The organism is Halobacteriovorax sp. HFRX-2_2, assembly GCF_043196705.1.
Lineage (GTDB): Bacteria > Bdellovibrionota > Bacteriovoracia > Bacteriovoracales > Bacteriovoracaceae > Halobacteriovorax_A.
The window spans coordinates 121,857-146,883 of sequence record NZ_JBEBMT010000002.1; the positions used below are offsets into that span (position 1 = coordinate 121,857).

General features: G+C 37.1%; 24 protein-coding genes and 1 tRNA gene. 18 read left to right on the forward strand and 7 right to left on the reverse strand.

The window, feature by feature from the left end; genetic code table 11:
* The first annotated feature begins 2 nt into the window (after positions 1–2).
* Entirely contained in the window at positions 3–746 is a 744-nt protein-coding gene (locus ABMA79_RS05720; RefSeq protein WP_393057167.1) for a succinate dehydrogenase/fumarate reductase iron-sulfur subunit, read from the forward strand.
* Here the strand turns inward: ABMA79_RS05720 and ABMA79_RS05725 are convergent.
* A complete protein-coding gene (locus ABMA79_RS05725) occupies positions 738–2,150 on the reverse strand; it encodes an anion permease (protein WP_393090994.1) in 1,413 nt (470 codons plus the stop codon). The two genes, ABMA79_RS05720 and ABMA79_RS05725, sit on opposite strands and share 9 nt — an antisense overlap.
* Positions 2,151–2,235: 85 nt before the next feature.
* Here ABMA79_RS05725 and ABMA79_RS05730 point away from each other — a divergent pair, with 85 nt between their 5' ends.
* Complete coding sequence (locus ABMA79_RS05730; RefSeq protein ID WP_393090996.1) at positions 2,236–2,562, forward strand: DOPA 4,5-dioxygenase family protein; 327 nt, start codon at positions 2,236–2,238, stop codon at positions 2,560–2,562.
* Positions 2,563–2,692: 130 nt separating this feature from the next.
* Positions 2,693–3,178 carry a hemerythrin domain-containing protein gene (locus ABMA79_RS05735; protein WP_393090999.1) on the forward strand — a complete coding sequence of 162 codons (486 nt, stop codon included), beginning with the start codon at positions 2,693–2,695 and terminating at the stop codon, positions 3,176–3,178.
* Here the strand turns inward: ABMA79_RS05735 and ABMA79_RS05740 are convergent.
* Positions 3,175–4,053, reverse strand: coding sequence for a LysR family transcriptional regulator (locus tag ABMA79_RS05740; protein WP_392858232.1), 879 nt, complete (start codon positions 4,051–4,053; stop codon positions 3,175–3,177). The two genes, ABMA79_RS05735 and ABMA79_RS05740, sit on opposite strands and share 4 nt — an antisense overlap.
* Before the next feature lie 95 nt (positions 4,054–4,148).
* On the opposite strand from ABMA79_RS05740, the gene ABMA79_RS05745 reads away from it, so the two are divergent.
* From ABMA79_RS05745 to ABMA79_RS05775, 7 genes are all read left to right on the forward strand, one after another.
* Positions 4,149–5,264, forward strand: a complete 1,116-nt coding sequence (locus ABMA79_RS05745) for an S-(hydroxymethyl)glutathione dehydrogenase/class III alcohol dehydrogenase (RefSeq protein WP_392858233.1) — start codon at positions 4,149–4,151, stop codon at positions 5,262–5,264.
* A gap of 7 nt (positions 5,265–5,271) precedes the next feature.
* Complete coding sequence (gene fghA, locus ABMA79_RS05750) at positions 5,272–6,093, forward strand: S-formylglutathione hydrolase (protein ID WP_393091002.1); 822 nt, start codon at positions 5,272–5,274, stop codon at positions 6,091–6,093.
* An 85-nt stretch (positions 6,094–6,178) separates the two neighbouring features.
* Positions 6,179–7,519: an MBL fold metallo-hydrolase RNA specificity domain-containing protein gene (locus ABMA79_RS05755; protein ID WP_393091005.1), complete on the forward strand. Its 1,341-nt coding sequence runs from the start codon at positions 6,179–6,181 to the stop codon at positions 7,517–7,519.
* A complete protein-coding gene (locus tag ABMA79_RS05760) occupies positions 7,519–8,079 on the forward strand; it encodes an AAA family ATPase (RefSeq protein ID WP_392858239.1) in 561 nt (186 codons plus the stop codon). Before ABMA79_RS05755 ends, ABMA79_RS05760 begins: the two co-directional genes overlap by 1 nt.
* Positions 8,079–8,927: a restriction endonuclease gene (locus tag ABMA79_RS05765; RefSeq protein ID WP_393091007.1), complete on the forward strand. Its 849-nt coding sequence runs from the start codon at positions 8,079–8,081 to the stop codon at positions 8,925–8,927. Before ABMA79_RS05760 ends, ABMA79_RS05765 begins: the two co-directional genes overlap by 1 nt.
* Positions 8,928–9,075: 148 nt before the next feature.
* The gene (locus tag ABMA79_RS05770) at positions 9,076–11,181 is read left to right on the forward strand and encodes a hypothetical protein (RefSeq protein ID WP_393091009.1); all 2,106 of its coding nucleotides are present in this window, start codon (positions 9,076–9,078) and stop codon (positions 11,179–11,181) included.
* A 118-nt stretch (positions 11,182–11,299) separates the two neighbouring features.
* Positions 11,300–11,701: a hypothetical protein gene (locus tag ABMA79_RS05775; RefSeq protein ID WP_393060621.1), complete on the forward strand. Its 402-nt coding sequence runs from the start codon at positions 11,300–11,302 to the stop codon at positions 11,699–11,701.
* A gap of 213 nt (positions 11,702–11,914) precedes the next feature.
* On the opposite strand, the gene ABMA79_RS05780 is transcribed toward ABMA79_RS05775, so the two are convergent.
* A tRNA-Leu gene (locus ABMA79_RS05780) sits at positions 11,915–12,000 on the reverse strand.
* 203 nt (positions 12,001–12,203) lie between these two features.
* Here ABMA79_RS05780 and ABMA79_RS05785 point away from each other — a divergent pair.
* On the forward strand, positions 12,204–13,343 hold the full coding sequence (locus ABMA79_RS05785) for a hypothetical protein (protein WP_393057172.1): 1,140 nt from the start codon (positions 12,204–12,206) through the stop codon (positions 13,341–13,343).
* 92 nt (positions 13,344–13,435) lie between these two features.
* Positions 13,436–15,340 (forward strand): alkyl sulfatase dimerization domain-containing protein, encoded by a 1,905-nt coding sequence (locus tag ABMA79_RS05790; RefSeq protein WP_393091011.1) that lies wholly within the window; start codon positions 13,436–13,438, stop codon positions 15,338–15,340.
* Positions 15,341–15,349: 9 nt separating this feature from the next.
* Here ABMA79_RS05790 and ABMA79_RS05795 read toward each other — a convergent pair whose 3' ends face one another.
* Both ABMA79_RS05795 and ABMA79_RS05800 read right to left on the reverse strand, forming a co-directional pair.
* Positions 15,350–16,294: an NAD-dependent epimerase/dehydratase family protein gene (locus ABMA79_RS05795; protein WP_392858261.1), complete on the reverse strand. Its 945-nt coding sequence runs from the start codon at positions 16,292–16,294 to the stop codon at positions 15,350–15,352.
* The gene (locus tag ABMA79_RS05800; protein WP_393091013.1) at positions 16,287–17,207 is read right to left on the reverse strand and encodes a lysophospholipid acyltransferase family protein; all 921 of its coding nucleotides are present in this window, start codon (positions 17,205–17,207) and stop codon (positions 16,287–16,289) included. Before ABMA79_RS05800 ends, ABMA79_RS05795 begins: the two co-directional genes overlap by 8 nt.
* A gap of 60 nt (positions 17,208–17,267) precedes the next feature.
* On the opposite strand from ABMA79_RS05800, the gene ABMA79_RS05805 reads away from it, so the two are divergent.
* On the forward strand, positions 17,268–17,567 hold the full coding sequence (locus ABMA79_RS05805) for a hypothetical protein (RefSeq protein ID WP_392858265.1): 300 nt from the start codon (positions 17,268–17,270) through the stop codon (positions 17,565–17,567).
* 1 nt (position 17,568) lies between these two features.
* On the opposite strand, the gene yihA is transcribed toward ABMA79_RS05805, so the two are convergent.
* The gene (gene yihA / locus ABMA79_RS05810; protein WP_392858268.1) at positions 17,569–18,246 is read right to left on the reverse strand and encodes a ribosome biogenesis GTP-binding protein YihA/YsxC; all 678 of its coding nucleotides are present in this window, start codon (positions 18,244–18,246) and stop codon (positions 17,569–17,571) included.
* Positions 18,247–18,299: 53 nt separating this feature from the next.
* Between yihA and ABMA79_RS05815 the strand changes: the two genes are divergently transcribed.
* Positions 18,300–19,541 (forward strand): sigma 54-interacting transcriptional regulator, encoded by a 1,242-nt coding sequence (locus ABMA79_RS05815; RefSeq protein ID WP_393057179.1) that lies wholly within the window; start codon positions 18,300–18,302, stop codon positions 19,539–19,541.
* Here the strand turns inward: ABMA79_RS05815 and ABMA79_RS05820 are convergent.
* Complete coding sequence (locus ABMA79_RS05820) at positions 19,530–20,399, reverse strand: flagellar basal body-associated FliL family protein (RefSeq protein ID WP_392858273.1); 870 nt, start codon at positions 20,397–20,399, stop codon at positions 19,530–19,532. The genes ABMA79_RS05815 and ABMA79_RS05820 overlap by 12 nt on opposite strands.
* Positions 20,400–20,601: 202 nt before the next feature.
* Here ABMA79_RS05820 and ABMA79_RS05825 point away from each other — a divergent pair, with 202 nt between their 5' ends.
* The 4 genes from ABMA79_RS05825 (at position 20,602) to ABMA79_RS05840 (ending at position 25,002) form a co-directional block, all read left to right on the forward strand.
* Positions 20,602–21,258, forward strand: coding sequence for a hypothetical protein (locus tag ABMA79_RS05825; RefSeq protein ID WP_393091016.1), 657 nt, complete (start codon positions 20,602–20,604; stop codon positions 21,256–21,258).
* Positions 21,259–21,363: 105 nt separating this feature from the next.
* On the forward strand, positions 21,364–22,245 hold the full coding sequence (locus ABMA79_RS05830; RefSeq protein WP_393060637.1) for a YicC/YloC family endoribonuclease: 882 nt from the start codon (positions 21,364–21,366) through the stop codon (positions 22,243–22,245).
* A gap of 4 nt (positions 22,246–22,249) precedes the next feature.
* The gene (gene gmk / locus ABMA79_RS05835) at positions 22,250–22,816 is read left to right on the forward strand and encodes a guanylate kinase (RefSeq protein ID WP_392858280.1); all 567 of its coding nucleotides are present in this window, start codon (positions 22,250–22,252) and stop codon (positions 22,814–22,816) included.
* A complete protein-coding gene (locus ABMA79_RS05840) occupies positions 22,816–25,002 on the forward strand; it encodes a RelA/SpoT family protein (RefSeq protein ID WP_392858282.1) in 2,187 nt (728 codons plus the stop codon). Before gmk ends, ABMA79_RS05840 begins: the two co-directional genes overlap by 1 nt.
* The last annotated feature ends 25 nt before the right edge of the window (positions 25,003–25,027 follow it).

Consider the following 25,027-nt stretch of genomic DNA (forward strand, 5'->3'; position numbering starts at 1 on the left):
TAATGAGAGTAACTTTTAAGATTTGGCGTCAAGAAAACTCAAAGTCAGAAGGACAATTTGTCGAGTATGAGCTTGATAACGTTACTGAAGATATGTCCTTTTTAGAGGCCCTCGATATGTTAAATGAAAGTCTCGTTTTAAAAGGTGAGAAGGTTATTGCATATGATTATGATTGTCGTGAGGGGATCTGTGGCCAGTGTGGAGTCTTTATCAATGGTAGAGCTCATGGGCCACATGCTAATACGACAACTTGCCAATTACATATGAGAAGTTTTACTGATGATGAAGTAATTGTTGTCGAGCCATGGAGAGCGAAGTCATTTCCGGTTGTAAAGGATTTAGTTGTCGATAGAAGTGCTCTTGATCGCATTATTGAAAGTGGTGGTTATATCACTGCTAAAACAGGAACAGCTCCTGAAGCTAACTCAATTTTAATTGGAAAAGAAGTTGCTGACCTATCAATGGACTCGGCCGCTTGTATTGGGTGTGGAGCTTGTATCGCAACTTGTAAGAACTCATCCGCAGCTCTTTTTACCTCAGCGAAATTAACTCACCTAAACCTCCTTCCTCAGGGAAAGGTTGAAGAAGGTAGAAGAACACTGGCAATGACGAAGCAAATGGAGTTAGAGGAATTTGGTCACTGCTCCTTTACTGGTGCATGTGAAATTGAATGTCCTGAAGGAATTTCAATCTCAAATATTGCGAGGATGAATTTTAATCTTTTAAAAGCTAAGGTCTTAAAATAGTCCAAGTAGCTTCCACCAGGCACCGCCAATAATCATCCAGATTAAGATATTTATGATGGAAATAAGAAATCCCATCTTCCACCAGTCCGATAGCTCAACATATCCTGAGCCAAAGAAGACTGGTGCAGGTCCTGACCCGTAGTGTGTTAGTGAACCAAAGAGGTTTGAGAAAAAACCAAGAGTTATTGCCATTAAGTAGGGAGGCACTCCTACTTGTACTCCGACTCCTATAAAGACTGCTGCCATTGCTGTGACGTGGGCCGTGGCCGATGCAAAGAAATAGTGCGAGTAGAAGTAAATCCCTGCTAATATAGGAAAGGCAAGTGTCCAAGTGAGAGCAGACACTTCCATTGCCACATACTTACTAAACCACGGGACAAAGCCAAACTTATTTAAGTAGTCGGCCATCATGACAAGGACACCAAACCAAATTAGCGTATCCCAAGCTCCCTTTTCTGACTTGATGTCATCCCAATTTAATACGCCAGTAATAAGAAGAATCGATAGGCCCCCAAAGGCAGTTGTTGTTGCATTTATTTTCAATGTACTGCCTAAGATCCAAAAAGTGATAAGGAAAATAAAAGTCGCTATCATAATCCATTCTTGCTTGCTCATGCGACCCATTTCTTCAAGTTTCATTTTTGCAATTTCTTGTGCACCAGGAGTTTCTTTTATTGTTGGTGGATAAACAAAGTAGATAGCTAGAGGAACAATAATTAAGGAAACAATACCTGGTACAATGGCTGCAAGGGCCCAACCTCCCCATGTTATCTTGACTCCATTATCTGCGGCAAATTGTTGGATAAGTGGATTGGCCGCCATTGAAGTAATAAACATTGCAGACGTCACCATGCAAACTTGAAAGCAACTAAGAGTTAAGTAGTGTCCAATTTTACGATTGGTAGGATCGTTGGGTTTCGAATCATAGCTGAGGCTTAAAGATTTCATGATTGGAAAAATAATTCCTCCACCTCTTGCTGTATTAGAAGGTGTTGCAGGTGCAAGAATCAAATCACTTATTGCTAGGCCGTAAGCAAGGCCTAGTGTTCTTCTTCCAAGTAGGTAGACGAAGTAGTAGGCAATACGAGATCCAAGTCCTGTTTTGACAAAGCCTTGTGCAATAAAAAAGGCCGTAACAATTAACCATATGGTGCTATTGGAAAAGCCTGTCAGGGCCTCTCCCTTTATCTTAAGCGTCTGTGTCAGTAGGCCTACTGAAAGTCCCGCTATACACATCGATCCCATGGGCATGGCCTTAATGATAATTCCTAAAATCGTACTTAAAAATATGGTAAAGAGATGCCATGCTTTTGGCTCAAGGCCGTCCGGTATCGGTCGACTCCAAATGAATGCACCAATTGCAATAACGCAAATAAGCCTAATGATTTTTACTTCATATTTCATGATAGCTTTCCCTTTTAAATAAATTAATTTTAATGGTGATGATGAGAATGTTGCAATTTAAGAAAAAATTTAAGAAGATGCGGTCATGGAAATTACATCATATCATGCACATTTATATTACGATGAATCGACTTATGAGAAGGCCTTACAGGTTATAGAGAAAGCTAAGACTTTAGATTATGTTCAAGTCGGAAGAGCGCATCAGAAAGAGGTTGGGCCACACCCGCGTTGGAGCTGTCAGTTTCTTTTTACCGCGGATAAATTAAACGAGATGATTCCTTGGTTACTTGAAAATAGAGATGACTTAACTGTTTTTACACATGCTAATACGGGTAATGATTATCTTGATCATACTCAAAATACTCTTTGGATGGGTGAAATCCTAGATCTTAAATTAGATATCTTTAAATAGGTTAAGAAAATACTAAATACGACAAGTTGATTTATGTCATAAAATCACAAAGCTGATGTAAATCATGTTGCGCCCTGCGTAGGTTGCTATACTTATCAGAAGTTTAGTTTTTACTGCAGGGGTAAAGTAAGTGAGTAAAGTTTCAAATTTTAAAGAGCAAGTCGATAAGCTTGTTTCTTTTCATCAACAAATTCGTACAGAATTTAAAAGTCTAATTATTTTATCGCAGGCAGTAGGGGAATCTTCAAAAGATAGGCCAGGGGCCCCTCGTGGGATCTCAGAATTTCTATTAAGATTTTGGATAACCCTTGAAGCAGATATGCAAAATGAAGAAAGGTATATTTTCCCTTTAATACTTAGGGAAAATTGTAGTGATGCATATGAGTATATTAAAGAAATGACTCAAGAGCATATGGAACAAGAAGAAGAACTTAGAGGCTTGATTAAAATGGTACAAGATTATGAGCTTCAAGAAGAGACTTGTCCTGAATGGGAAGGCCTTTATAAGAAAGTAAGGAAGGCCGTTGATAATCTCTGTAGGCATATGAATTATGAAAATGAAGTTATGTATTCATTTCTTTCACATTATGAAAATAGAAATGGTGCCGCTATCTAGAAAAGTACAACACCAAACTCTTGAAGAATCAATTTCACTGTAGGTGAAATTGACTTCTTTGACGGCGTTACTGCCCAAATTGGAATAGACTGATTTGTGTACTCACTAAGCAAAGGCAGTAAAGTCTTATTTCTAATATGATCTAAAACATAGACACCCGGAAGTTTACAAATGCCTAGGCCTTGTAAAGCAGCATTCATTTGAGCACGGCCATTAGAACTTTTAAAATTCCCTTTAATTTTTATACTTTCTTTTTGGCCATCATTTGAAAATTGCCAAGTATCGTTATTTCCAATTAGACAATTGTGGGAGTTAAGATCCTTTGGTTTCTTTGGCTGTCCAAATTTATTAATATAATTTGGTGAAGCACAAACAAACTCCTTACGATCAGCGATTTGAATTGCAAAGCCTTTCTTTGGTTTTTTAGAAGTTACTCGAATGGCAAGATCAAACTCATGAGAAGTAATATCAATTAACTCAGTAGAGAAAACTAATTCGGCTTCAATGCCAGGATGTTTCATCATAATATTTGAGATCATCGGAGCAATGATATCTTCTCCATATGCACCGGCCAAAGAGATTCTTATTTTATCTTTAGTCGCCTCAAAACTTTCTTTAGATTGCTTAGTAAATCTTTCTATTTCTTGGATATGATTCGCACAAATTTCAAAGTAATTTTTACCAAAGTCAGTAAAGTCGATGAAGCGCGTATTTCTCTTAAGGAGTGGTTGTCCTAACTTGTCCTCAAGTTCTTTAACGGCCTTGCTTAAATGTGAACGTGACACATTTAGGGCATCAGCTGCCTTTGTAAATGATCGATATTGTGCAACTTTTATAAAACTATAGATATGACTTAGGTCTTTTATTGTTTCCATGTGTAAACAATTTGTCGAATAACGTCACAATTGTCAACAATCTAAAATGGGCCTAAAATAGATCAATTAATTAACAAATACCGGAGGTACTAAATATGAAAGTAAAAGCAGCTGTTGCTTGGGGACCAAATGAGCCACTTAAAATTGAAGAAGTCGATCTAGAGGGACCAAAGAAAGGTGAAGTTCTAGTTAAGATGCATGCTACTGGTGTATGTCATACTGATGCATTTACTCTTTCGGGAGCCGATCCTGAAGGTTTATTCCCAGTTATCCTCGGTCACGAAGGTGGCGGTGTTGTTGTTGAAGTAGGTGAAGGTGTAACAAGTGTGGAAGTCGGTGATCACGTTATCCCTTTATACACTGCTGAATGCGGTGAGTGTAAGATGTGTAAGTCTGGAAAGACAAATCTATGTTCATCTGTTCGTGAAACTCAAGGTAGAGGACTTATGCCAGATGGGACAAGTCGCTTCTCTAAAGATGGAAAAATGATTCATCACTATATGGGAACTTCTACTTTTGCCGAGTACACAGTTGTTGCTGAAGTCTCTCTTGCAAAAGTAAGTAAAGAAGCTCCTCTTGATAAAGTATGTCTTCTCGGTTGTGGTGTTACAACTGGTATTGGTGCTGTTTTCAACACTGCCAAAGTAGAAGAAGGTGCAACTATTGCAGTTTTTGGTATGGGAGGAATTGGTCTATCAGTTCTTCAAGGTGCAAAGATGGCCAAAGCTGGCAGAATCATTGCTATTGATATTAATGACGACAAGAAAGAAATGGCCATGAAATTTGGTGCAACAGATTTCATTAATCCAAAAAATTACGATAAGCCGATTCAAGAAGTTATTGTTGAATTAACAGACGGTGGAGTTGATTACTCATTCGAATGTGTTGGTAATGTTAATTTAATGAGATCGGCCCTTGAGTGTTGTCATAAAGGTTGGGGAGAATCAATTATTATTGGTGTTGCCGGAGCTGGACAAGAGATCAGTACTCGTCCATTCCAACTAGTAACTGGACGCGTTTGGCGTGGTAGTGCCTTTGGTGGTGTAAAAGGAAGAACAGAGCTTCCTGGTTATGTTGATCGTTATATGTCTGGTGAAATTAACCTAGATGATCTTGTAACATTTAAGTTACCATTAGAAGAGATCAATAAGGCATTTGATCTAATGCACGAAGGAAAGGCAATTAGAACGGTAATTGATTACACAATGTAGGATTAATATGAAATTTGAAAAATTGAAATCACATAAATCATTTGGTGGGGAGACGGCCTTTTGTCTTCACACTTCAAATATAACAAAGACAGAGATGAAGTTTTCATACTTCAAGCCTGCTAGTGATAAAATTGAAACTATAATTATCTGGTTATCAGGTCTAACATGTACGGAAGAAAACTTTATTACAAAAGCTGGAGCACAGGCCTATCTTGCTGATAGTAAGACAATGATTGTTTGTCCAGATACTTCTCCTCGTGGACTTGACCTACCAGGTGAACACGATAGTTACGACTTTGGCTCAGGTGCAGGCTTCTATCTGAATGCAACGACAGAAGGTTATAAAGATCATTATAAGATGTATGAATATATCGTTAGTGAATTTATACCAATGCTTAAAGATTCTTTTGGTGATGTGAAATTTTCTATTACTGGACACTCAATGGGAGGACATGGAGCACTTGTTATAGGCCTAAATAACCCAGAGTTATTTCATGCTATCTCTGCATTTTCTCCAATTGTTAATCCTACTCAAGTTCCTTGGGGAGAGAAGGCTTTTGCAGGCTATCTCGGAGATAATAAAGAAGATTGGAAACAATACGATGCTTGTGAACTAATTAGAAGTGGGAAAACTCACTCTAAAAAGATCTTAATAGAACAAGGTCTTGCTGACGAATTCTTTGAAGAACAGTTAAAAACTAAGAATTTCGAGAATGTTTGCGCTGATTTTAATCAGGAATTAGTTGTTAATTACCGTGAAGGTTATGATCATAGTTACTACTTCATCGCTTCTTTTATCGAAGATCATCTAAAACACTTAATTTCTTAAGATATTAGTTTAAGAGAGGGCCTGCGGGCCCTTTTTTGTTTACTTTAGTTATGAATTTGAGTGAATTGTCGATATAATTATCCTCATGGATAAAATGAAACTAAGATTCTATGGCGCGACATCTACTGTCACTGGTTCTAAAACCTTCCTAATAATTAATCGTAAGAATATTCTTATTGATAGTGGAATGTTTCAAGGTGGAAAAGACTCTAATAAATTAAATAGTAAACTTCCTGATTTCGATATTACGGAAGTTGATTCGATCTTCCTTACTCATGCTCACTATGATCACTCTGGTTATCTTCCTGTATTAGTAAAAAATGGATTCAGGGGAAAGATATATTGTACAGAAGTGACGAAGAAGATTGTTGAAATAATTCTAAGGGATTCAGCTAATATTCAAGAAAATGATTTCAAGGAAAAGAAAATAAGTGAAATTCTTTATGATTTAGATGATGTCGATAAAACCATGACTCACTTTAGAGTGGTTGAGCAAGGCAAATGGCTAGGTGAAGACTTTCGCTATATCTTTGAAGAAGCCGGCCATATCTTAGGGGCCACTAGTATTACTTTTGATAATGGTGATTCTAAGATTTGTTTTTCTGGTGATGTTGGACGTAAGGATGACTTGATTCATCTGCCACCACATAAGGAAACAGAAGCTGACTATCTCGTTATTGAATCGACTTATGGAGATCGTCTTCATAAGAATGAAGATACGCAATCGGTACTTAAAAAACATATTAAAAGAATAATCTCGACACAAGGTGTGCTCTTGATCCCTGCCTTTGCAGTGGCCCGAACGCAAGTAATTATCTATGAGCTATTTGAGCTTTTTGAGAAATATCCTGAAATTGAAATTCCTATCTATCTCGACACACCGATGGGGGTGCGAGTAACTAGGTTATATATGCAAGAAGCCGAGAAATTAAAAGTTGATTCAAAGCGCTTTATCGATGCCATGAAAAAGGTTCGTTTTGTTGAATATAGTAGTGATTCAAAGAAACTAGCACGTGCGAAAAAGCCATTTATCTTAATCAGTTCTTCAGGAATGATTAGCGGTGGTAAAATTTTAAAATATATGGATATGTACGCAAAACATGAAAATAACACTGTTCTCATCACTGGCTTTCAAGGAGAGGGAACTATTGGGCGTAAACTTGTGGATGATGAAAGAGAGATTTATCTCTTAGGTCACACGATGAATGTTAGAGCACATATTGAAAAACTTGAATCTGTTTCGGCCCATGCCGATCGCGATGAATTATTAGACTATATTAAAAACTCAGGAACTAGTTTAAAGAAAGTTTTTGTTAATCACGGTGAAGAGCCTGTTGTCGAAAAATTTGTAAAGACTATTCAAGAGAGCTTAGGATTTGAGGCCATCAATGTTGAAGATGGTATCGATTATATTTTGGGGGAATAATGAAAATTGTTGTTACTGGTGGTCCTGGTGGAGGAAAAACTACAGCGCTTGATCTTTTTAAAAGAGAGTTAGTAGAAAATATTGTTGTTGTTCCTGAAGCTGCAACTTCTGTTTTTCAAAGTGGTGTTGCTAGAGATAAGAGACCTGAAGTTGTAAAAGATATTCAAAAGATGATCTATGACTATCAAGTGAATCTAGAATCAATATATGAGAAACAAAATCCTGATAAGATTTTACTCTGTGACCGTGGAACCCTTGATGGAATGGCCTATTGGCCAGATGAATGTGGATCATTCTTTGATAAAATCAATTCAACTTATGATCACGAACTAAATCGTTATGACGCCGTTATTTTTTTTGAAACTGGTGCAAACTCTGGTGGCGATATTACGAGTAATAATATCTATCGTAGTGAAACGAATCGTCAGGCAATTGAATTAGATCATAAGCTAAAAGAGATTTGGTCTGTTCATCCGAACTTTTACTTTGTTGATAGCAAGAAGTCATTTATGGATAAAATCATAAGTGGTGTTGAGATTTTGAAAACAGTTGTTAAATAATGAAAAGCACGAAAAAGAGCAAGAAAGCTAAGAAATTAAAATTTATCGTTCAAAAGGTGAATCGTACTTTTGAAGAATTTGATAAGAAAAAGTTTAAGAAAAGCTTAGAGGCGGCCGGGGTTTCTGAAGAAGCTACTCAAGAAATTGTTAAGAAGATCTCAGAAGAGTTGGACCCATTTTCAACAACTAATGCCATCCACCAGAAGACTTATCGAGCTCTGAGGAAGAGGTCTAAATTAGATGCAGCTAATTACAATATCAAAAGGGCCATCTATAAATTAGGGCCTACAGGTTATCCTTTTGAAATACTTTGTGCTGAAATGTTAAAATCGAAAGGTTATAAAACAAAAGTTTCTGTTATTAAGAAAGGTAAGTTTGTTAACCATGAGGTTGATGTTGTTGCAACTAGGCCTGACGGTGATATTTACTGTGAATGTAAATTTCATAATCGAAAATATTATAAAAATGATGTGAAGATACCTCTTTATGTACATGCCCGCTACTTAGATATTAAAGAGGCCAATCCTGATTTGAATTTTAAATATGCTCTAATCTCAAATACACAATTCTCAGAAGATGCAATTAAGTATGCTAAGGGTGTAGACCTACTTCTCTTTTCAATGAATTACCCAAAGAAGAATACATTCTGTCATTTAATCCAGCGCTATCGAATTTATCCTATTACGGTCTTGTCTACTCTTAGAGCACGAGAAAAAAAGCAATTATTGGACAAGGGAATTGTTATTATTAAGCATATTAATAGGGCGTGCCTGAAGGCATTGAACTTAAATGATAGCGAAATCCGAAAGGTTCTCAAGGAAGTTAAAGTTCTAATGAGCAAAGAGTAAACCTCTTATTTAACTCAGTTAAGTACCTGAAAGTACGCAATTTCAGCTGTTTATCTTTAGTAATAATTACAGCATAACTCTTATTTTCTAATTATCGTTCATAAAACTGGCATAATCGCGCTATGCGTAATTTTGGAGGAAGATAATTATGAAAAGAGTAATGTCTACATTTCTGTCGTCACTTTTATTGGTCACATCAGTTAGTGCGACGGCCGGTGATTTTGAGAATTATGTAAAAACCTTAAAGTATAGCAAGCTCGATTCTAAGCTTGGTGGAGATATTAAGGATATTGTTACTCGCAATAAGCTTCCGCTTACTCGTCCAGAGTTTTGTCCTTTAAATAATACGCGCTCTTATGAAGAGGCCTTAAGTAGTCTAAAGGCAATTGTTACAGTTTTCAAAGACGATTGTTTTGATGGAAACGAATCTTTAATTGAGCAAGTGCTTAATAGTTCAAATGAACTTGAAGAGGAATTAAATAAGTTAAAAGAAGAACAGGGGAAAGAAACAGTTGATGTGATTCCTTCTGCTGATGAAGTTGATATCAATGGTATTCCTCTAATGCAGGTTATGAATGGAGTAAACACACTCTTTTCAAATAATAAGTGTTCAAGCCTTGATCGTACTTCTTTCCTAGAACGCTCTGCTGATGTTATCCAGACATTTTCACAATTCGGTCTCTATTCACCATCTGGTGTAACAGTTGCTTATGGCGGTTTAGCAGTCGCATCAATTCTAAGATTTGTGAATAATATTTTTAATGACCGTTTCCAGTTTGAAAACGAAGAAGATATCAATACTTTCGTTAAACTTAATTGTGCATACTATGATGTTAGAAACCAAGTGAAAGCACTTGAGGTTTTTGATATTGATACTGATAGACACTATACAGACAAAGAAATATCAAAGGCACTTGTTGCTCAAGTGAAGAAAGAGCTAGAGTCACTGAAGAAAGCTAAAGACAGTGTTGAAGTCGAGTTCGAAAAGATCAAGGAAGCTGAAGTTGCTAAAGTTGATGCTGATGTTGAGAAGCTAATTGCTGGTTTATATGAAAAAATGAAAAGTCCTCTTTCTGATAAGCCGGGAAAATCAGCTACATATCAACAAGCTGAAATCCTTGGAGAGCTTGCTTACTCTAAACCACTACTAGAAGAATACTTAGATGAATATATCGCAGAATCTCAAGGTGCGGATCGTTTCTTAAATATGCTATTTAAGCAGAAGCTAAGTAAGCTAGACAATGCAATGGAGTTAATGGAGTTAAGTGTAAAGGATTTCAATCAGCAATTCCTTGCAGATATGGCCAGCTCATTTAATCGTGTTCTAAACAATATTGAAGAAAAGAGAAGAAAGGCCCGTGATAACTTCGATGATACTTATATGATTTCACTTGGTGAAGAAAGTATTTCAGTTAAAGAGTATAAAGAACTTCTAAAGAGTGATGATCTTAAAAAGAGAGAAAAGGGAATTACTGACGCTTATAATGCAATTGCAGAAGTTGATAATCGTTTAGCTGCTATTATCGCAAAGAAAGAATATTCTTCTGTGGACTCAAAAGATGGTGACCTTAGAGAAATTATTAAGTCTCTCGATGTTGTTCGCAATCACGTCTATGGAAAGTATGGACGTGAGTTCTTAGATAAGATGAGAAGTCTTTCAGAAGAGCAAAATAAAAACTTTAATCAAAAGTATAAAGACCTAGAAAAGAATTATGAAATTACTAATTCTGGTGATTCAGCAGATCTTGGCGAAGATGCACAATTAAATGCTTGTGTTGATGTACAGACAACGAGAGAGATTTGGGTCTATGCTCAAAAACTTTCTGAGCTAGGTTATGACTTCATTGCAACAAATAACGATATCTTTGGTGATGCAGACAATGCTGATAGAAAGAGAATTAAGTCACATAATGATTCTGCCATCCTTGCTCGTCGTATTATCACAGCAAGAAACTACCTAAAGAAGATTGCAATGCAAAGAGAGCTTGGGCGTGAAGATGTTGAAGTTGAAGGAAAGAAGTACTCTCTTACAGAAGCAGAAGGCGTTGTTCGTAATATTGAATTTTATGGGAAAAGTCTTACGCTAGAAGAAGCGCAGGACTACCTTGATAATAAATTTGGGCAAAAGGGATTAAGAGGAGATCGACTTGGTCAGATTATGATGGAAATCATTAATAATCGTGACAAAACAGTTGGGCTTCAAAAATTCTATAAAGTCCATAAATGTTCAAACCTTTCAACAATTTCAAGATAATTAGGGGCCAGCATTAGCTGGCCTTTTTTATGTGTATTTTATTTATATTGTCTTGTTTAAGTATTCTCGCATGCTATAAGTCACAAATATTTTAAAAACTTAAATCAGGAGATAATTGATGAAATCAATGATCATAGCTCTAATTTCATTAGTATCAGTAAATGTTATGGCAAAGTCTGTAACAAAGAATTTAACTAATGAAGAAACTCAACTTGTCGTTAATCTTGCTAACCAATATAAAGTTGAGCTTCAAGTAAGTGGCCCATGTACTAAGGTTGAATTTAATATTATTGATAGTATTAAAGGATACAATCCAGCTGTATGGAGCTTAAATGCAGGCTATATGACTTATCTTTTAGAGGATAGTGAAGCGACTGGTCTAGTATATCTTTTTGATCGCGTGGAAGTTCCTTCGGTAATGATTAACTCATTTACACAAGTTTCAAAAGCGACAATTACTGGTTCTTCTTGTGGATTTAATCCTTACAAGTGGACTATCTCATTTGATGATTTAGAGTAGGCCTTGTCTTTATGCTGGCGAGAATTGGTCAGGTTCGGGTTATAAACAGGATGTTTTGTATGCAACCATAAGCAGAAGCGATTGGTTGCCCTGCCTTCGCTGACATACGTCGCATCCTGCTCCTAAACTCGAATCAAGTTAAAGATCTATTACCCACGCAACAATAAAAAAGACCTTAGATAATCGCTACGCTCATACCTAAGGTCTTTTTAATGGTGGCCCGGGCGAGACTTGAACTCGCACAGTATTGCTACCGGCGGATTTTGAATCCGCTGTGTCTACCATTCCACCACCGGGCCACTGAGAATAGAATAAGTCTATTCATTTCATGGAAATCAGTCAATTGTTAATAATTACCAATAAATATGACGCGTAGTTTATTCTTTTTCGTATTTAAACTTATAAACTATTTCTATTAATGAGGACATATATGGAAGTGCAGTCTTTGACCTATCTTTTTATTGTATCAGTTATTCTCTTTCTCCTTTTTACGAAGAAAGTAATGACTAATTCTACATGGACAGCAACCATGACTCCCTTGGCCTCCATTATTGGCAGTGGTTTTCTTATTTCTGCACCACTCTTAAATGAACTAAGCGGTGTCTACGCTCCTGTCTTGATGGCCATTCTCTGCCTTGCCTCATTTGGGATAGGGGAAGTCATTCGCTGGAATATTAATGATGTAGAGCCTGTTCTCTTAAAAAGTGATTATAAAAACCATACACATGATAAGGTTCGATTTAACGAAAGAATTAGTGACTGGGTTCTGGCCTTTGCTTATATCTTATCGATCACATACTACCTCTATTTATTTTCATCATTCTTTTTAAGGATGACTGGTGATCATAGTGCTATTGTTGAAAAAGGTGTTGTAACAGTTGTTATCATGGCCATCGCATTCTTTGGACACCAGCATGGGTTATCATCACTAGAAAAACTGGAGAGTGTTTCTGTTAATGTAAAGCTTTCTATTATTGTGACATTTTTGATGGGACTCGTTGCTTATCAATTCGGTAGTCATCCGATTGAGTCAAAAGATATTAGCAACTTTAACTATCATTCTCTAGCTGTAAGTCTAGGACTTCTCATTATGGTGCAAGGATTTGAAACAAGTCGATACCTTTCTGAGAAGTATAATCGAGAATTGAGAGTAAAAAGCATGAGGTACGCTCAATTGATTAGTAGTGCAATATATATGCTACTTATTGCCCTATTTATTCCTGTTTTTAAGTCACACCCTTTAAGCGGAGTGATTTCAGAAACATCTGTCATTGATATTGGTCAATTTGTATTTGTACTAGCTCCTACATTCTTATTTGCAGCTGCAATGGCAAGTCAGTTAAGTGCTGCCATTGCGGATATGGGAGGAGGTGGAGGTCTTTTTGCAGAGATTTCAAGTGGAAAGATTAAATCGAAAAATGCATACCTTTTCATAGCCTGTGTCGGAACAATTCTTGTCTGGCTATTCGATATTTTCAAAATCATTTCTTTTGCTTCAAAGGCCTTTGCTCTTTATTACCTATTCCAATGTATAAGTAGCTGTTTAATTAACTACCGATTGAATAAGAAAAAATTTACTTTCTCATTATTAATGGCCGTCCTTTGCCTTGTTATTGTTATTCTTGGTCAACCATTCGAGTAAACTTCATTTTACTTTTGTTAACTGAACTTAGGTTCTTCTTTCTTTGTTAGATGTCGAAAGACTCATTGAAGAAACTCTACAAAGGAAGAATTATGAAAGTTGGATTTCTCGTTTTTATTCTGTGTGCAATCTCATTTTTTGTGGGAAGAGGAACATCCTTTATGGGAAGTGCCCTAAGTGTAAATACCCTCATCCACGATAATCCTATGATGAAGGCCAAAGATAAGAAGTTATCAAAACTTGATAATGGTGCACTTGTTGATAGCGAGACAGTAAATTATTGGAATTTAGCACAGAAAAGTGAAAAGCGTGGCTCCTATGATAAATTAACAACCGTTAACTTAGGAAGCGGACTCTTCACTATTGGGAGTGACAGCATTGTTAACTCACATTTTATAATTGGTAAAGATGGTGTGATTGTGTACGACACTGGTGATAATGAGCACGATGCTAATGTTTTCTATAACGAAATGAGAAAGGTAACAAGACTTCCTGTTAGGGCAATCGTCTATTCTCATGAGCATTATAGCCTTGGTGCCAAGCTCTTTGTTGATCAAGAAAGACGTCGAGGAAATCGAAATATCAAGATTATTGGCCACCCAAATACGAATAGAGTTATGGCCGTTTCTGGTGGTGTTGAGGCCCTTCATCCTGAAGTTGGTGGAGTGCTGATGGCCAGGTCAGTTGAGCAATTCAATCTTTATTTACCAGATAAGGGAGACGATGCGCGATTTAAGAATACGATCATCCCCGATAATAATGGTTTTGTTCCAGTAAACACACCTGTGAGAAATGGCCAAAAGTTAACGATAGCAGGCATTGGAATGACATTTTATACGAAAGATATTGGGACAGATACCTCTAACCAAGTTTTAGTACATATACCTTCTAAGAAGGCCGTTCTCAATAATGTCATGTGGGGATGGTTTCCAAATATTTATAGTCTTCGTGGCGGAAAGTATCGAAACCCTGAAGATTGGAAAAGGTCTGTTGAGTTTATTAAAAAGCTAAAACCTGAAATCCTAATGAGTACACACTCTACGAGTATAAAAGGTAGCGATAGGGTTGCTCAACGCTTACAAAATTATCAAGACGGGCTTTCTTTTGTTTTGGATCAAACTCTAAAAGGTATTTCACTAGGTATGGGGCCAGATGAGCTAAGATACTTTGTGACAATTCCAGACTACCTAAAAACAGAACCAACATTGATTGAAAATTATGGTCCAATTTCTTCAATGCCACCACGAATTTATAATGCCATTTTTGGACAATTTAATCGTGATGCAACAACTCTCTACCGTCTTCACCCTGATGATGAAGCGAAGAGGATCGTTCTTGCTATGGGAGGGGAAACTAGAGTCAAGTCCCTTGCGGATTATGCATACAAAGATGGTGACTACCAGTGGTCTTGTCAGCTTGCGAATTACTTAGTTCGCGTAAATAAGAGCAATGACAATAATCAAATTAAAGCAAATTGTTTAAAACAAATTGGTTATCGAAGCCTTGCAACAACTGCTCGAAGTTGGGCATTAAGCCAAGCCAGAGCTGCAGAAGGAAAGGTTGCAATTATTAAGAATGCTCCAGCTACATTTAATCAAGTAAGAGGTAATGCTAGTTCATTTGTGAATAATTATCGTATTAGAATTAACCCAGGTCGAGCGCAAGGGACAGATAAATTCATTGCCATTAATCTTGGCTATGGTGAAAAATACGGCCTACATATTAGAAATGCAGTAGTCGACTTTGTAAGTGATAGAAGAAAAATTGATAAGATGAAAGATCTGGAAGTTCATATGAATAAAGATACATTTACAAAGCTGTATAATAATCTCGGTACAGTCGATGACTTTATTGCTTCCGCTGATATAGGAATTGAAAAGGGGACAAGAGAAGAAGTTGTTGAAGCCTTTTCTAATTTCGATGTTATATATGATTGGGATAACGATCCAGCTTTAAATACAGTAAAAGAAAGAACTCTTGCAAGTGAAGAGGAATAAAAAATATGCTTAGCCCTTTCGTATTAGCGAAAGGGTTTTTCTGCTGTCATATTGATAAATATCTTCAGGGATAAATTGGTTTATTTTTGAATTATCGATAACACATGAGTACATAACAAAATCGATGAAGTAGCTAGGGAATGGCCAAATCTTTCGAATCGCTTTCGATAGAACTTCCAAGGTAAAAACAGGAAATGGAAAGTCTCTAGTGCCAGTTATCTTCTTTGCCTCTTGAAGAGAGATTGTCTCACTAGGGGCAACGTTGTAGACACCTGTAGGTAGCTTGTCGAGAGATTGAAATAAAATATTTGCCATGTCATATTCATGAATGAATTGCATCATTGGATTGAAATCGATAGGTACTGGAGTCATATTAGAGGTAAGGTATCTTGATATCGTATTATCAATTTGTGGCCCAATGATATTACATGGCCTAAGAACAACGGTTTCAATATTTTCTCTGTTTTTCCACATCCAGTTCGTACAAAGAGCATCGACTTCTGTCACATCTCGAAGTTCTGGATGCTTGATACTAACTTTTAAAGGATAGTCTTCATTAATAAAGACTGGGTTGTCAGCTTGGGCACCGTAGACATGGAAGGTACTAAGCATAATGAATTTCTTTATAGAATACTTCTCAGCAAGTTCTAAGACCTTACTTGTGTTGATAAGACTAAAACTTAAGCGTTCTTCGGCACTTCCTCCTGGTGGAGTTATTCTACCGATCTGATAAATTGTTTCAAACCTATTTTCACGAAATAGTTTTTCAAAATTTCTGCGAGTATAGCGCATACGATGAAAAGTGAAATTTTCAAAATCTACTTCATTCTTCATTCTTCTTGAATCAATTCCAATAATCCTCGCATCAGGAATTCTCTTTGCTAGTAGCCCACAGAGAATATTTGAAAGACCACCTGAAGCACCGATGATCAGGATTGAACGTTTGCTATTCATCGGCCTCTTCCTTTGTCACTTTCTTTGTAAAGGCCCATGGCCTACGAGTCTTTCTTCCTTCATTGAGCATTGATTGGATAACTCGCTCTATTTCACGAATATGTGGATTAATTAAGCTGTCTTCACTGTCTGAATTGATATCCGTTGGTAATTCAATTGGTTTTCCTACGTGAATATCAATGGGAGACGGTAGTGGAAAGTAATTAGCACTTATTGGAAGAGCTGGTAATTTTAAAAACTTCGCAACAGAACTTGCCTGATAGACATAAGGAAAGATTTCTTCAGCTCCGACCACGGCAACAGGAAGAATCTTTACTCCACTTTTGAGGGCCATGCGAAAGAAGCCTGGTGTGAATTCTTGGACGTGGTAATAGTTACTTGTGCTTTTTGAAACACCTCTAACTCCTTCTGGAAAGATGAGAAGAGATTCCCCGCGCTTTAAAAGATTTAGGCAATTGTCGCGATCACCAAGAACTGCACCACATTCTGAAGACCACTTATTGATAAATGGTAGGGCGGTAAAGAAGCGTTCGACCATTGGCCTAAGAACTCGTGGTGGTTCATTTTCGAATGCAAAGGCACATCCTATCATTAGGCCATCAATGGCAATTTGACCGGAGTGGTTTGAAATGACCATATATTGTTCATCTTTGATATTCTCTTTTCCAAAAAGACGCACCTTAAAGTAGTGGCGATAAATGGTGTAGAGTATCTCAAAACTTTTACGTGCTTTAGGTATACTAAGTCCCCATGGATCTTCACTTTGTCCATATAGTTCCAATAGACTTTGATAAGTTTTTTCAAGATTATCTTTTTCTTCATTAGTTAGCATGTCCTTGTAGCTTGCAAGCTTGCTTTCAAGAACCTGTTCAAAAGAAGAAAATTTTTTCGCTAAAAAATCTAATGAAATCATACTTATCTTTTTGTAAAATAGGGGACGATCTATTATTTATTCTATCTGAAAGAGTGAATTATGCAAAAAGAGGAATGGAAAACCAAGCTTAAGAAAATAGTTGATGAGTGCTCTCAAGAACTATCAAAGGCAACTGTTATTGGAAAGAAGATGCTTACGGCATCCCATACAAATACTTTGCTTAATGAGAAGTATCAAGAGTTGGGACAACTGGCCGCTAAGCACTTAAAGTCTGGGATTCTTGAGTGGGAAAACCCAAGGGTTGATGAGCTCTTAAAAGAAATTAAGGAATATGAAGATCAACTTCACCTCATGGAAGAAGATGTCTCTAATATTAAGTCCAAATGCTCAAAAGAGTAGTTTAGTCTCGTTGAGTATTTGCTAGCTCATATTGTAATAACAGATAATTAATGATGGCATTTTCTAGTTGAGGAACACCTTGTCCTTTCAGTGCCGAAATAAAGTGAATCTGAGTTACCCACTTGTGCTCTTTAAAGATTGCTGGTTTTAACTTATTTAAAGCCGCTCTATCTTTTTGTGTCTTAAGTTTATCAAGCTTATTAAATAATAAAAATGCTTCATGACCAAATGGACTTAGGTAGTCTCTAAAAACGAGGTCGGCCTTTTGGTTAGGGTGACGAGCATCTTGAAGGTTAAGCATTAGGTTTTGTTCCCCACAATTTCTGAAGAACTCATCCATTAGATTTGCCCAATGAGCATGGATCTCTTTTGATACTTTTGCGTGTCCATATCCTGGAAGGTCAAATAGGTAAAACGGTGGAATATTATCTACAATCTTACCTTCTTTTTCTAATTGAAAAGAAAAGATATTAACTTGGCGTGTACGCCCTGGAGTCTTAGAAGTAACAGCTGTGCTCTTACCAAATAAAGAGTTAATTGTTGATGATTTCCCGGCATTTGAGCGCCCAATGAAACTTACACCAATTGGCTTCTCTGCGTTTAACCATTCGATTAATTGGTTAACGTCTGTCATTCCGTATTTGAATTGAGTTGTCCCTTTGGCAATTTTATATTCCATTTTACTTCTCTTCCGTTTATCAACGATTTTGCTTAAATTCTAAGGAGTTATATATGCTAGAAGTACCAAAGTTAGACAAGCTTGTAAAAGACACATTTTGTGTCCATGGAAATTCTATAGAAATTACACCTTTATTTGGCCCAAAACGTCGGATTTTATTGAATCGAACGGCCTATCATATTGATTTAACAGGAAAGGACCTCATTGTTGAGCCTCTAAGAATCACTCTACCAATACTATCAGAACAGGAACAGGCCGAGTTTAATCTATCAATTGTTAAGACTAATGTTGGTGACACATTCTGTCTGTCAGGAATAAATGGAGCGACATTTAGAATTAATGGCACTTTCTCATCTCATGCCTATTTGAGAAAAGGAGATGAAGTGGCCTTTGGCCGAAACCGTATTCGTTGCTTAAGTGATGATGTTGAGCAGGAGGCTGAACTTGACTACCGAGTTCACCCTAAGCTTAACGTATTAATTGAAGGGGAAACTGGTACTGGAAAAACGCACTTAGCAAAAAGCCTACATGAGCAAAGTGGAGTTAGTGGAAATTTTGTACACTTAAACTTGAGTTCATATTCTCAAAATATTTTAGAATCAGAATTATTTGGCCATAAGAAAGGGGCATTTACAGGTGCTTTAAGTGATAAAGATGGAGCATTAAAAATTGCAAGTGGAGGGACATTATTCTTAGATGAAATTGACTCTATTTCAAAAGAGACACAAGCTAAGCTTCTCTTATTTCTCGATGATGGACTTTTTTATCCTGTTGGATCAAATCAAGCTGAATTTATAAAGACAAGGGTTATCGTTGCCTCTGGCCGTCCTCTGGAAAAACTTGTCCAACAAGGGCAGATGAGGGCCGACTTTTTCTTTCGAGTGTCTTCAGAGGAAGTGATCAGACTTGATTCTTTACGTGATTGCGAGAAGCGTTTAGATCAACTGCTTAACTCATATGAATTCAAACATGGTATTACGATTCATCCGAAACTAAAGAGGTTTTACCAAAATTATTCATGGCCTGGAAATATTAGACAACTCAATGCTCACCTTAGAAAGAAGCACTTGAAAGGGAAGACTAATCTTCTGACTTATTGTGAGATCGATGAATCTCTCATGAAGCTAAATCAAATGGAAATGGTATCTCAAGATGATCATCATTTTTATTCCTATCGAGAAATGAAGTATCATTACTTTCTAAAAATATATAATCATTGTGATCAGAATATTAAAGCTTCAGCAAAGGTCTTAGGAGTTACAAATCAGACACTTCGAACTGTTTTATCCATTTAGAATTGAATCGATATAAACTCTTTCAACGTGGCCGTCGATTTTTAAGTCCTCTATCAATTTGTTGACTTCGTAGCGTACTTTCTCTTTGATGATCTTCTTACCTTCAGGCTCAAGGGGAAAGTTCGGTACAACTGCTTGAAGTGACTCATTAAGGCGGTCACGTATTAAAATCTCATTTTCTGGTTTATAGAAATATTGTGCTGTGTAGCGGTTATTAGTCTCTAGAAGTACATCGATAAGAAGAGACTTCATTCCATCTCTATTCTTAATATAAATAGGAACATCCACGTTTCTCAAAAAGATGGTTCTCTTATTTGCAAGACGGTAACGAGAACGGCCCCATTTAGCTTTTTCAAGTTCATCTGCACTTGCGATTTTTCTTTCTTGCTTAGGAGAAGTTTTATCTGAGATTTCCTGAATATTCTGATAAACAGAAATCCCTGTGAGTGAAAACACTGTTAGGGTACAAGTTATACCAACGGCCTTTGCTGGTGAGATTGCTGCAAGCTTCATCGCTACATTCTTTGACCAAAATCCCTTGGCTGCATTGTATGCCATATGAGGAATTTCTCCGGAAAGCTTAAAGTTTTTGATGGCCTCGCCAATAGTGGCCAAACTTTGCTTCTTTGCCAGCATGAATGTGACGAATGCAGCAAGCTTAAGCCTAAACCATTTCCTCGCTGGTCCAGTCAGAAACTCTGGTAGAGATAAAATCTTTTTGATAAGGCCAGTAATTGTGGCCAAGAAATTACGATAGAGATGCTTGATCTTGTCAGGTGTGATTCCCGTAAAGAAATTGGCCAGATTTGTAAGCAAACCATTTAAATATTTTTCAATTTTTAGCCATTTATTCATCATTACGAAATATCCCCAAATCTATCTCTATAGTGCTTATCGGCAAGTGGTCAAAATACCTGAGTGTATGGAGTAAATTCCTGAGTAATTTAATAGGCTAGGAAGTTTTTTCTGGATGTGGGGGAAGCTGAATGGATTCTTAAGAAATCTCAATAATTACACCGTAAAGAAGGGGGTGATGGGGAGAATTACTTTAGGAGAAGACATGCTTAGAGCATTAACATTACTTTCATTTTTTGCCATTGTTTCATGTGGGCCGATCTCGATAGATCGCCAGTTTCTTGATGTAATGGGAGAAGAAGATGAAGGATTCTCGTTATTTAGCCCTGGAGAGGCCTTTGATACGGTTGGTGGAGACCCAAGCTATGTAAAATATAGTAGGGACGAGATGCTCAAAAGAACGCCATCTAGTGAGGAAGATTATCCTGCCTGGTCGCAAGAGAAGCGCTTGAAAATGGAGCTTCAAGGAAAATTAGATAGTATGCGCCCGGAAGATCGTGAAGCTTTTCGTCGCAAAGAGAGAATGTTTGATAATGACTCTCAAAAACTCTACTACTTAACTCTGACTAGGGCCGAGCAGCAACAATATGGAAAAACTCTTGTGCAGTACGAGAGACAAAGAAAGTTTGAGGCACGTAAACCTGCTTCAATATTTCACTATTCACCAAGAGCTCAGGCCCACCGCGAAATAGCTCTGGGAATGGATAAAAAGAATGTAATTGATAGATGGGGAAACCCTCATCGCGTTGACACAGCAGGTAATCCACAGCTTGAAAATGAGCGATGGACCTTCTTTGAAAATGGAGACCGTAAATATGTCTACTTTAGCCAAGGAAAGGTAGAAGGTTGGTCTCTGGAGTAGTCTGGCCAATAGTTAAGGAAGTATAATAAATATCGAATATTATTACTTCTAGCGGTTGATATCGCTGTGTATTTGAGTTAAAAAAGTCATTCATTGGGAGAGGAAATGGCCAAAAATATTTATTCAATGACTGGCTTTGGTAAGGCCGAAGCAGGTAGTGAAAGCCTTCAAGTTACAGTTGAGATCAAGACTGTAAATCATCGTTTTAAAGATATTCGATTTAAAATGTCTTCACTATTCAATAGTGTTGAACTTGAAATGAGAAATCTTATTTCACAAAATTTCAAACGCGGAAGCTTTGATATAAATGTTAGTTATAAACGCCTAGAAACGAAATCACGTTTTGATGATATTGATACTGAAAAAGTGAACGCTTTTATCAGCTCGATGAAGCATCTGGCCGATAAGAATGATGTTCAACTTGATATTAAGCCAACTGATTTTTTACGTAATGAATTTATGAAAGAAGTCGATGAGTCTTCAATTGATGAGATGAATACATTTGCAATTGATGCCCTTAAGGGTGCCATTGAAAATTTAAAAGAGTCTCGTAAGGTTGAAGGTCAGAAAATGGTCGATGTTATTAAAAAGCATCAGCAATCTTATGAAGAGTTTTTTAATATTGTAAATGATAAGTCGGATGAATTCCAAGCGGCCGTAAAGGAAAGGCTTGAGAAGCGATTTGATGAATATAAAACGGCGATGCCAGTAGATGAACCTCGCTTTATGCAAGAGGTAATCTTCTATTTAGAAAAGATGGATATTCACGAAGAAATTAATCGTATTAATGCTCACCTTTCTAAACTTAATGATCTCCTTACAAAAGGTGGAGAAGTTGGCCGTCAAATAGATTTTCTTATTCAAGAACTTAACCGTGAAACGAATACAACGGGATCGAAGTCAACTCTTCAAGAGATCTCTGAAGCCGTTGTTCAAATGAAGGTTCAGTTAGAAAAGATTCGAGAGCAAGGTTTAAACCTCGAGTAGTATTATGAGTGAAGGTAAAATTATAGTTATTGTTGCACCATCTGGATCAGGGAAATCAACTCTGATTAAGAGAATTAAAAATGAATTCCACGATCTTTTGGAATCTGTTTCTTTTACAACACGTAAGGCACGTGAAGGTGAAGAAAATGGACAGCACTATAACTTTATTACGGAAGAAAAGTTTCTTGCTATGAAAGAGCAAGATGCATTCTTAGAGTGGGCACAAGTTCACGGAAATTATTACGGTACATCAAAAGAGTTCGTGGAGAGTGAAATTGCCAAAGGGCATAATCTACTTTTCGATCTTGATGTTCAGGGTACTGACTCATTTAAGGAATACTTTGGTGATCGAGCACGTGTGATCTTTATTGCACCACCTAGTGTTGAAGCATTAGAGCAAAGGCTTCGTGGCCGCGGTACAGAGACGGATGAAAGTTTAAATATTCGTCTTGATAATGCAAAACGCGAATTACTAAGAAAGAATGATTACGATTATCTTGTGGTTAATGATGACCTTGAGACGGCATATATTGAATTAAAAGATATTTTTGAAGGAATCTTAAGAAAGTAATGTACCAGCAACTCGATTTCGCCCATGAGCGCGAATTAAATATTGATGAACTTTGTCGACGTGTCGAAACTTATTATCCAGACGCGGATTTCACTCTTTTAAGAAAAGCTTATCTCTTTGCAGAAAAGTCCCATGAGGGCCAGATGCGAAGCTCTGGAGAGAAGTATATCATTCACCCGCTGAATGTTGCTGCAACTCTTGTAAAGCTTCATATGGATCTCGATACGATTATTGCAGGTCTTCTTCACGATGTTGTTGAAGATTGTAGTGTCACTCCTGAGGAAATTGAAAAAGAATTTACGACTGAGATTGCTCAAATTGTTGTTGGCCTAACTAAGATTTCTAAAATGAAATTTAAGTCTAAGGAACAATCACAAGCGGAGAACTTTCGTAAGATGGTTGTTGCGATGGCGCAAGACTTGCGAGTTATTATTGTTAAGCTTGCAGATCGTATGCACAATATGAAAACTCTTCAGTATGTACGCGAAGAAAAACAAAAGCGTATTGCGGAAGAAACACTTGATATCTATGTTCCTCTAGCATCGAGACTAGGTATCAACTCAGTTAAAATTGAACTCGAAGATATTTGTCTTCGCTACTTGCACCCTGATGTTTACTATCGCTTGGCCGAGAAAGTTGCGATGAAAAAGAGTGATCGTGAAATCTATATTGGAGACACGATTGGGGTGGTAACTGAAAAGCTTTTTGAATACTCTGTTAAGGCCGACATTACTGGGCGTTCAAAACACTTTTATTCAATTTATAAGAAGATGGTTTCACGTGGTGTTGATTTTGAACAAATCCACGATATCCTAGCGTTTAGAATCATCGTTAATAATATTACTGAATGTTATAAGGCCCTTGGTGTAATCCACTCGGCATTCACACCAATTCCTGGCCGCTTTAAAGACTATATTGCGATTCCAAAGGTTAACAATTACCAGTCTCTTCACACGACTGTTGTTGGACCTAAGGCAGAAAGAATTGAAATTCAGATTCGTACCCAAGAGATGCATGAAGTTGCTGAACGAGGGATTGCTGCCCACTGGAAGTATAAAGAAGGGATGTCTTCTGGTAAGACAAAACTCGATTGGGTCCAAGAGCTTCTTGAGTACAATAAAGATACTGATAATAGTTCTGAATTCATGTCTCATGTTAAGAATGATTTAGACGTTGGTGGTGTTTTTGTTTTCACTCCTAATGGAGATGTTTTTGAACTTCAAGATAACTCAACACCGCTAGACTTTGCCTATCGAGTTCATACAGATATTGGACATCGTTGTGTTGGTGCGAAGGTAAATGGCAGAATGGTACCATTAAAGTACGTTCTTCGCTCAGGTGATACAATTGAGATTCTAACTTCTAAAACTCAAACACCAAATAAAGATTGGCTTAATATTGTTAAGTCTTCTAAGGCAAAGGCCAAGATTAAGTCATGGCTTCTTAAGGCCGAAAGAGAGCGCAATATTGAAGTTGGTAAGGAAACTCTTGATAAGGCATTCAAGGTTCTTGGTACGACTTTAAAAGCAGTTTTAAAGCGTAATGAGCTTGATTATGCGAAAGAGAATCTAACTAATGTAAAAACATATAGTGAAATCTACAATAACGTTGGTGCTGGGAAACTTCATGTCGATAAGGTTATCGAATGTATTCCAGGCCTAAGAGATGAAAAAGTTGATGATGCAAAGAAGAAAGAAATTTCCTCTCTTACTTCAACGATTTCTCGCACAGCTAAGAAACGTGCCCATAAAGATAATGCTGTAATCGTTGATGGGATGGATGACTTAATGGTTCGTATGGCCCGTTGCTGTAATCCAATTCCAGGTGATCCGATTATTGGTTATATTACTCGTGGACGTGGAATTACGATTCATCGTTCAGACTGTACTCGCTACGATGTAGGCGATGTTGGAAGACAGATTGCCGTTGAATGGAATGAGAATTTTACATTCAAGCATCCAGTAAATATCAGAGTTCTTACTCATGATCGTCCAGGTATTCTTTCAATGATCTCTAAAGAGATTGGAAATCTTGGTGTTAATATTCGCTCAGCGATGGCGAAGTCAACGCAAGATAGAAAGGGTAGCTTAATTTTTGAAATTGAAGTTAAGGATTATTCGGAACTTCTTAAGACGATTTCTGGACTTGAAGCACTAGACTCCGTGATCTCTGTTACTAGAGGTTAGCATATTAAAAGAAAAGCAGGTCCTA

Excerpts from the sequence above, each read along its gene's own strand:
- ABMA79_RS05820 (WP_392858273.1), bottom strand. The coding sequence starts at position 20,399 with ATGATGAATAAATGGCTAAAAATTGAAAAATATTTAAATGGTTTGCTT.
- ABMA79_RS05795 (WP_392858261.1), bottom strand. The coding sequence starts at position 16,294 with ATGAATAGCAAACGTTCAATCCTGATCATCGGTGCTTCAGGTGGTCTT.
- ABMA79_RS05730 (WP_393090996.1), top strand. The coding sequence starts at position 2,236 with ATGGAAATTACATCATATCATGCACATTTATATTACGATGAATCGACT.
- ABMA79_RS05785 (WP_393057172.1), top strand. The coding sequence starts at position 12,204 with ATGACTAATTCTACATGGACAGCAACCATGACTCCCTTGGCCTCCATT.
- ABMA79_RS05805 (WP_392858265.1), top strand. The coding sequence starts at position 17,268 with ATGCAAAAAGAGGAATGGAAAACCAAGCTTAAGAAAATAGTTGATGAG.
- fghA (WP_393091002.1), top strand. The coding sequence starts at position 5,272 with ATGAAATTTGAAAAATTGAAATCACATAAATCATTTGGTGGGGAGACG.
- yihA (WP_392858268.1), bottom strand. The coding sequence starts at position 18,246 with ATGGAATATAAAATTGCCAAAGGGACAACTCAATTCAAATACGGAATG.
- ABMA79_RS05825 (WP_393091016.1), top strand. The coding sequence starts at position 20,602 with ATGCTTAGAGCATTAACATTACTTTCATTTTTTGCCATTGTTTCATGT.
- ABMA79_RS05800 (WP_393091013.1), bottom strand. The coding sequence starts at position 17,207 with ATGATTTCATTAGATTTTTTAGCGAAAAAATTTTCTTCTTTTGAACAG.
- ABMA79_RS05740 (WP_392858232.1), bottom strand. The coding sequence starts at position 4,053 with ATGGAAACAATAAAAGACCTAAGTCATATCTATAGTTTTATAAAAGTT.
- ABMA79_RS05815 (WP_393057179.1), top strand. The coding sequence starts at position 18,300 with ATGCTAGAAGTACCAAAGTTAGACAAGCTTGTAAAAGACACATTTTGT.
- ABMA79_RS05830 (WP_393060637.1), top strand. The coding sequence starts at position 21,364 with ATGGCCAAAAATATTTATTCAATGACTGGCTTTGGTAAGGCCGAAGCA.
- ABMA79_RS05745 (WP_392858233.1), top strand. The coding sequence starts at position 4,149 with ATGAAAGTAAAAGCAGCTGTTGCTTGGGGACCAAATGAGCCACTTAAA.
- ABMA79_RS05765 (WP_393091007.1), top strand. The coding sequence starts at position 8,079 with ATGAAAAGCACGAAAAAGAGCAAGAAAGCTAAGAAATTAAAATTTATC.
- ABMA79_RS05720 (WP_393057167.1), top strand. The coding sequence starts at position 3 with ATGAGAGTAACTTTTAAGATTTGGCGTCAAGAAAACTCAAAGTCAGAA.
- ABMA79_RS05790 (WP_393091011.1), top strand. The coding sequence starts at position 13,436 with ATGAAAGTTGGATTTCTCGTTTTTATTCTGTGTGCAATCTCATTTTTT.
- ABMA79_RS05770 (WP_393091009.1), top strand. The coding sequence starts at position 9,076 with ATGAAAAGAGTAATGTCTACATTTCTGTCGTCACTTTTATTGGTCACA.
- gmk (WP_392858280.1), top strand. The coding sequence starts at position 22,250 with ATGAGTGAAGGTAAAATTATAGTTATTGTTGCACCATCTGGATCAGGG.
- ABMA79_RS05760 (WP_392858239.1), top strand. The coding sequence starts at position 7,519 with ATGAAAATTGTTGTTACTGGTGGTCCTGGTGGAGGAAAAACTACAGCG.
- ABMA79_RS05725 (WP_393090994.1), bottom strand. The coding sequence starts at position 2,150 with ATGAAATATGAAGTAAAAATCATTAGGCTTATTTGCGTTATTGCAATT.
- ABMA79_RS05840 (WP_392858282.1), top strand. The coding sequence starts at position 22,816 with ATGTACCAGCAACTCGATTTCGCCCATGAGCGCGAATTAAATATTGAT.
- ABMA79_RS05755 (WP_393091005.1), top strand. The coding sequence starts at position 6,179 with ATGGATAAAATGAAACTAAGATTCTATGGCGCGACATCTACTGTCACT.
- ABMA79_RS05775 (WP_393060621.1), top strand. The coding sequence starts at position 11,300 with ATGAAATCAATGATCATAGCTCTAATTTCATTAGTATCAGTAAATGTT.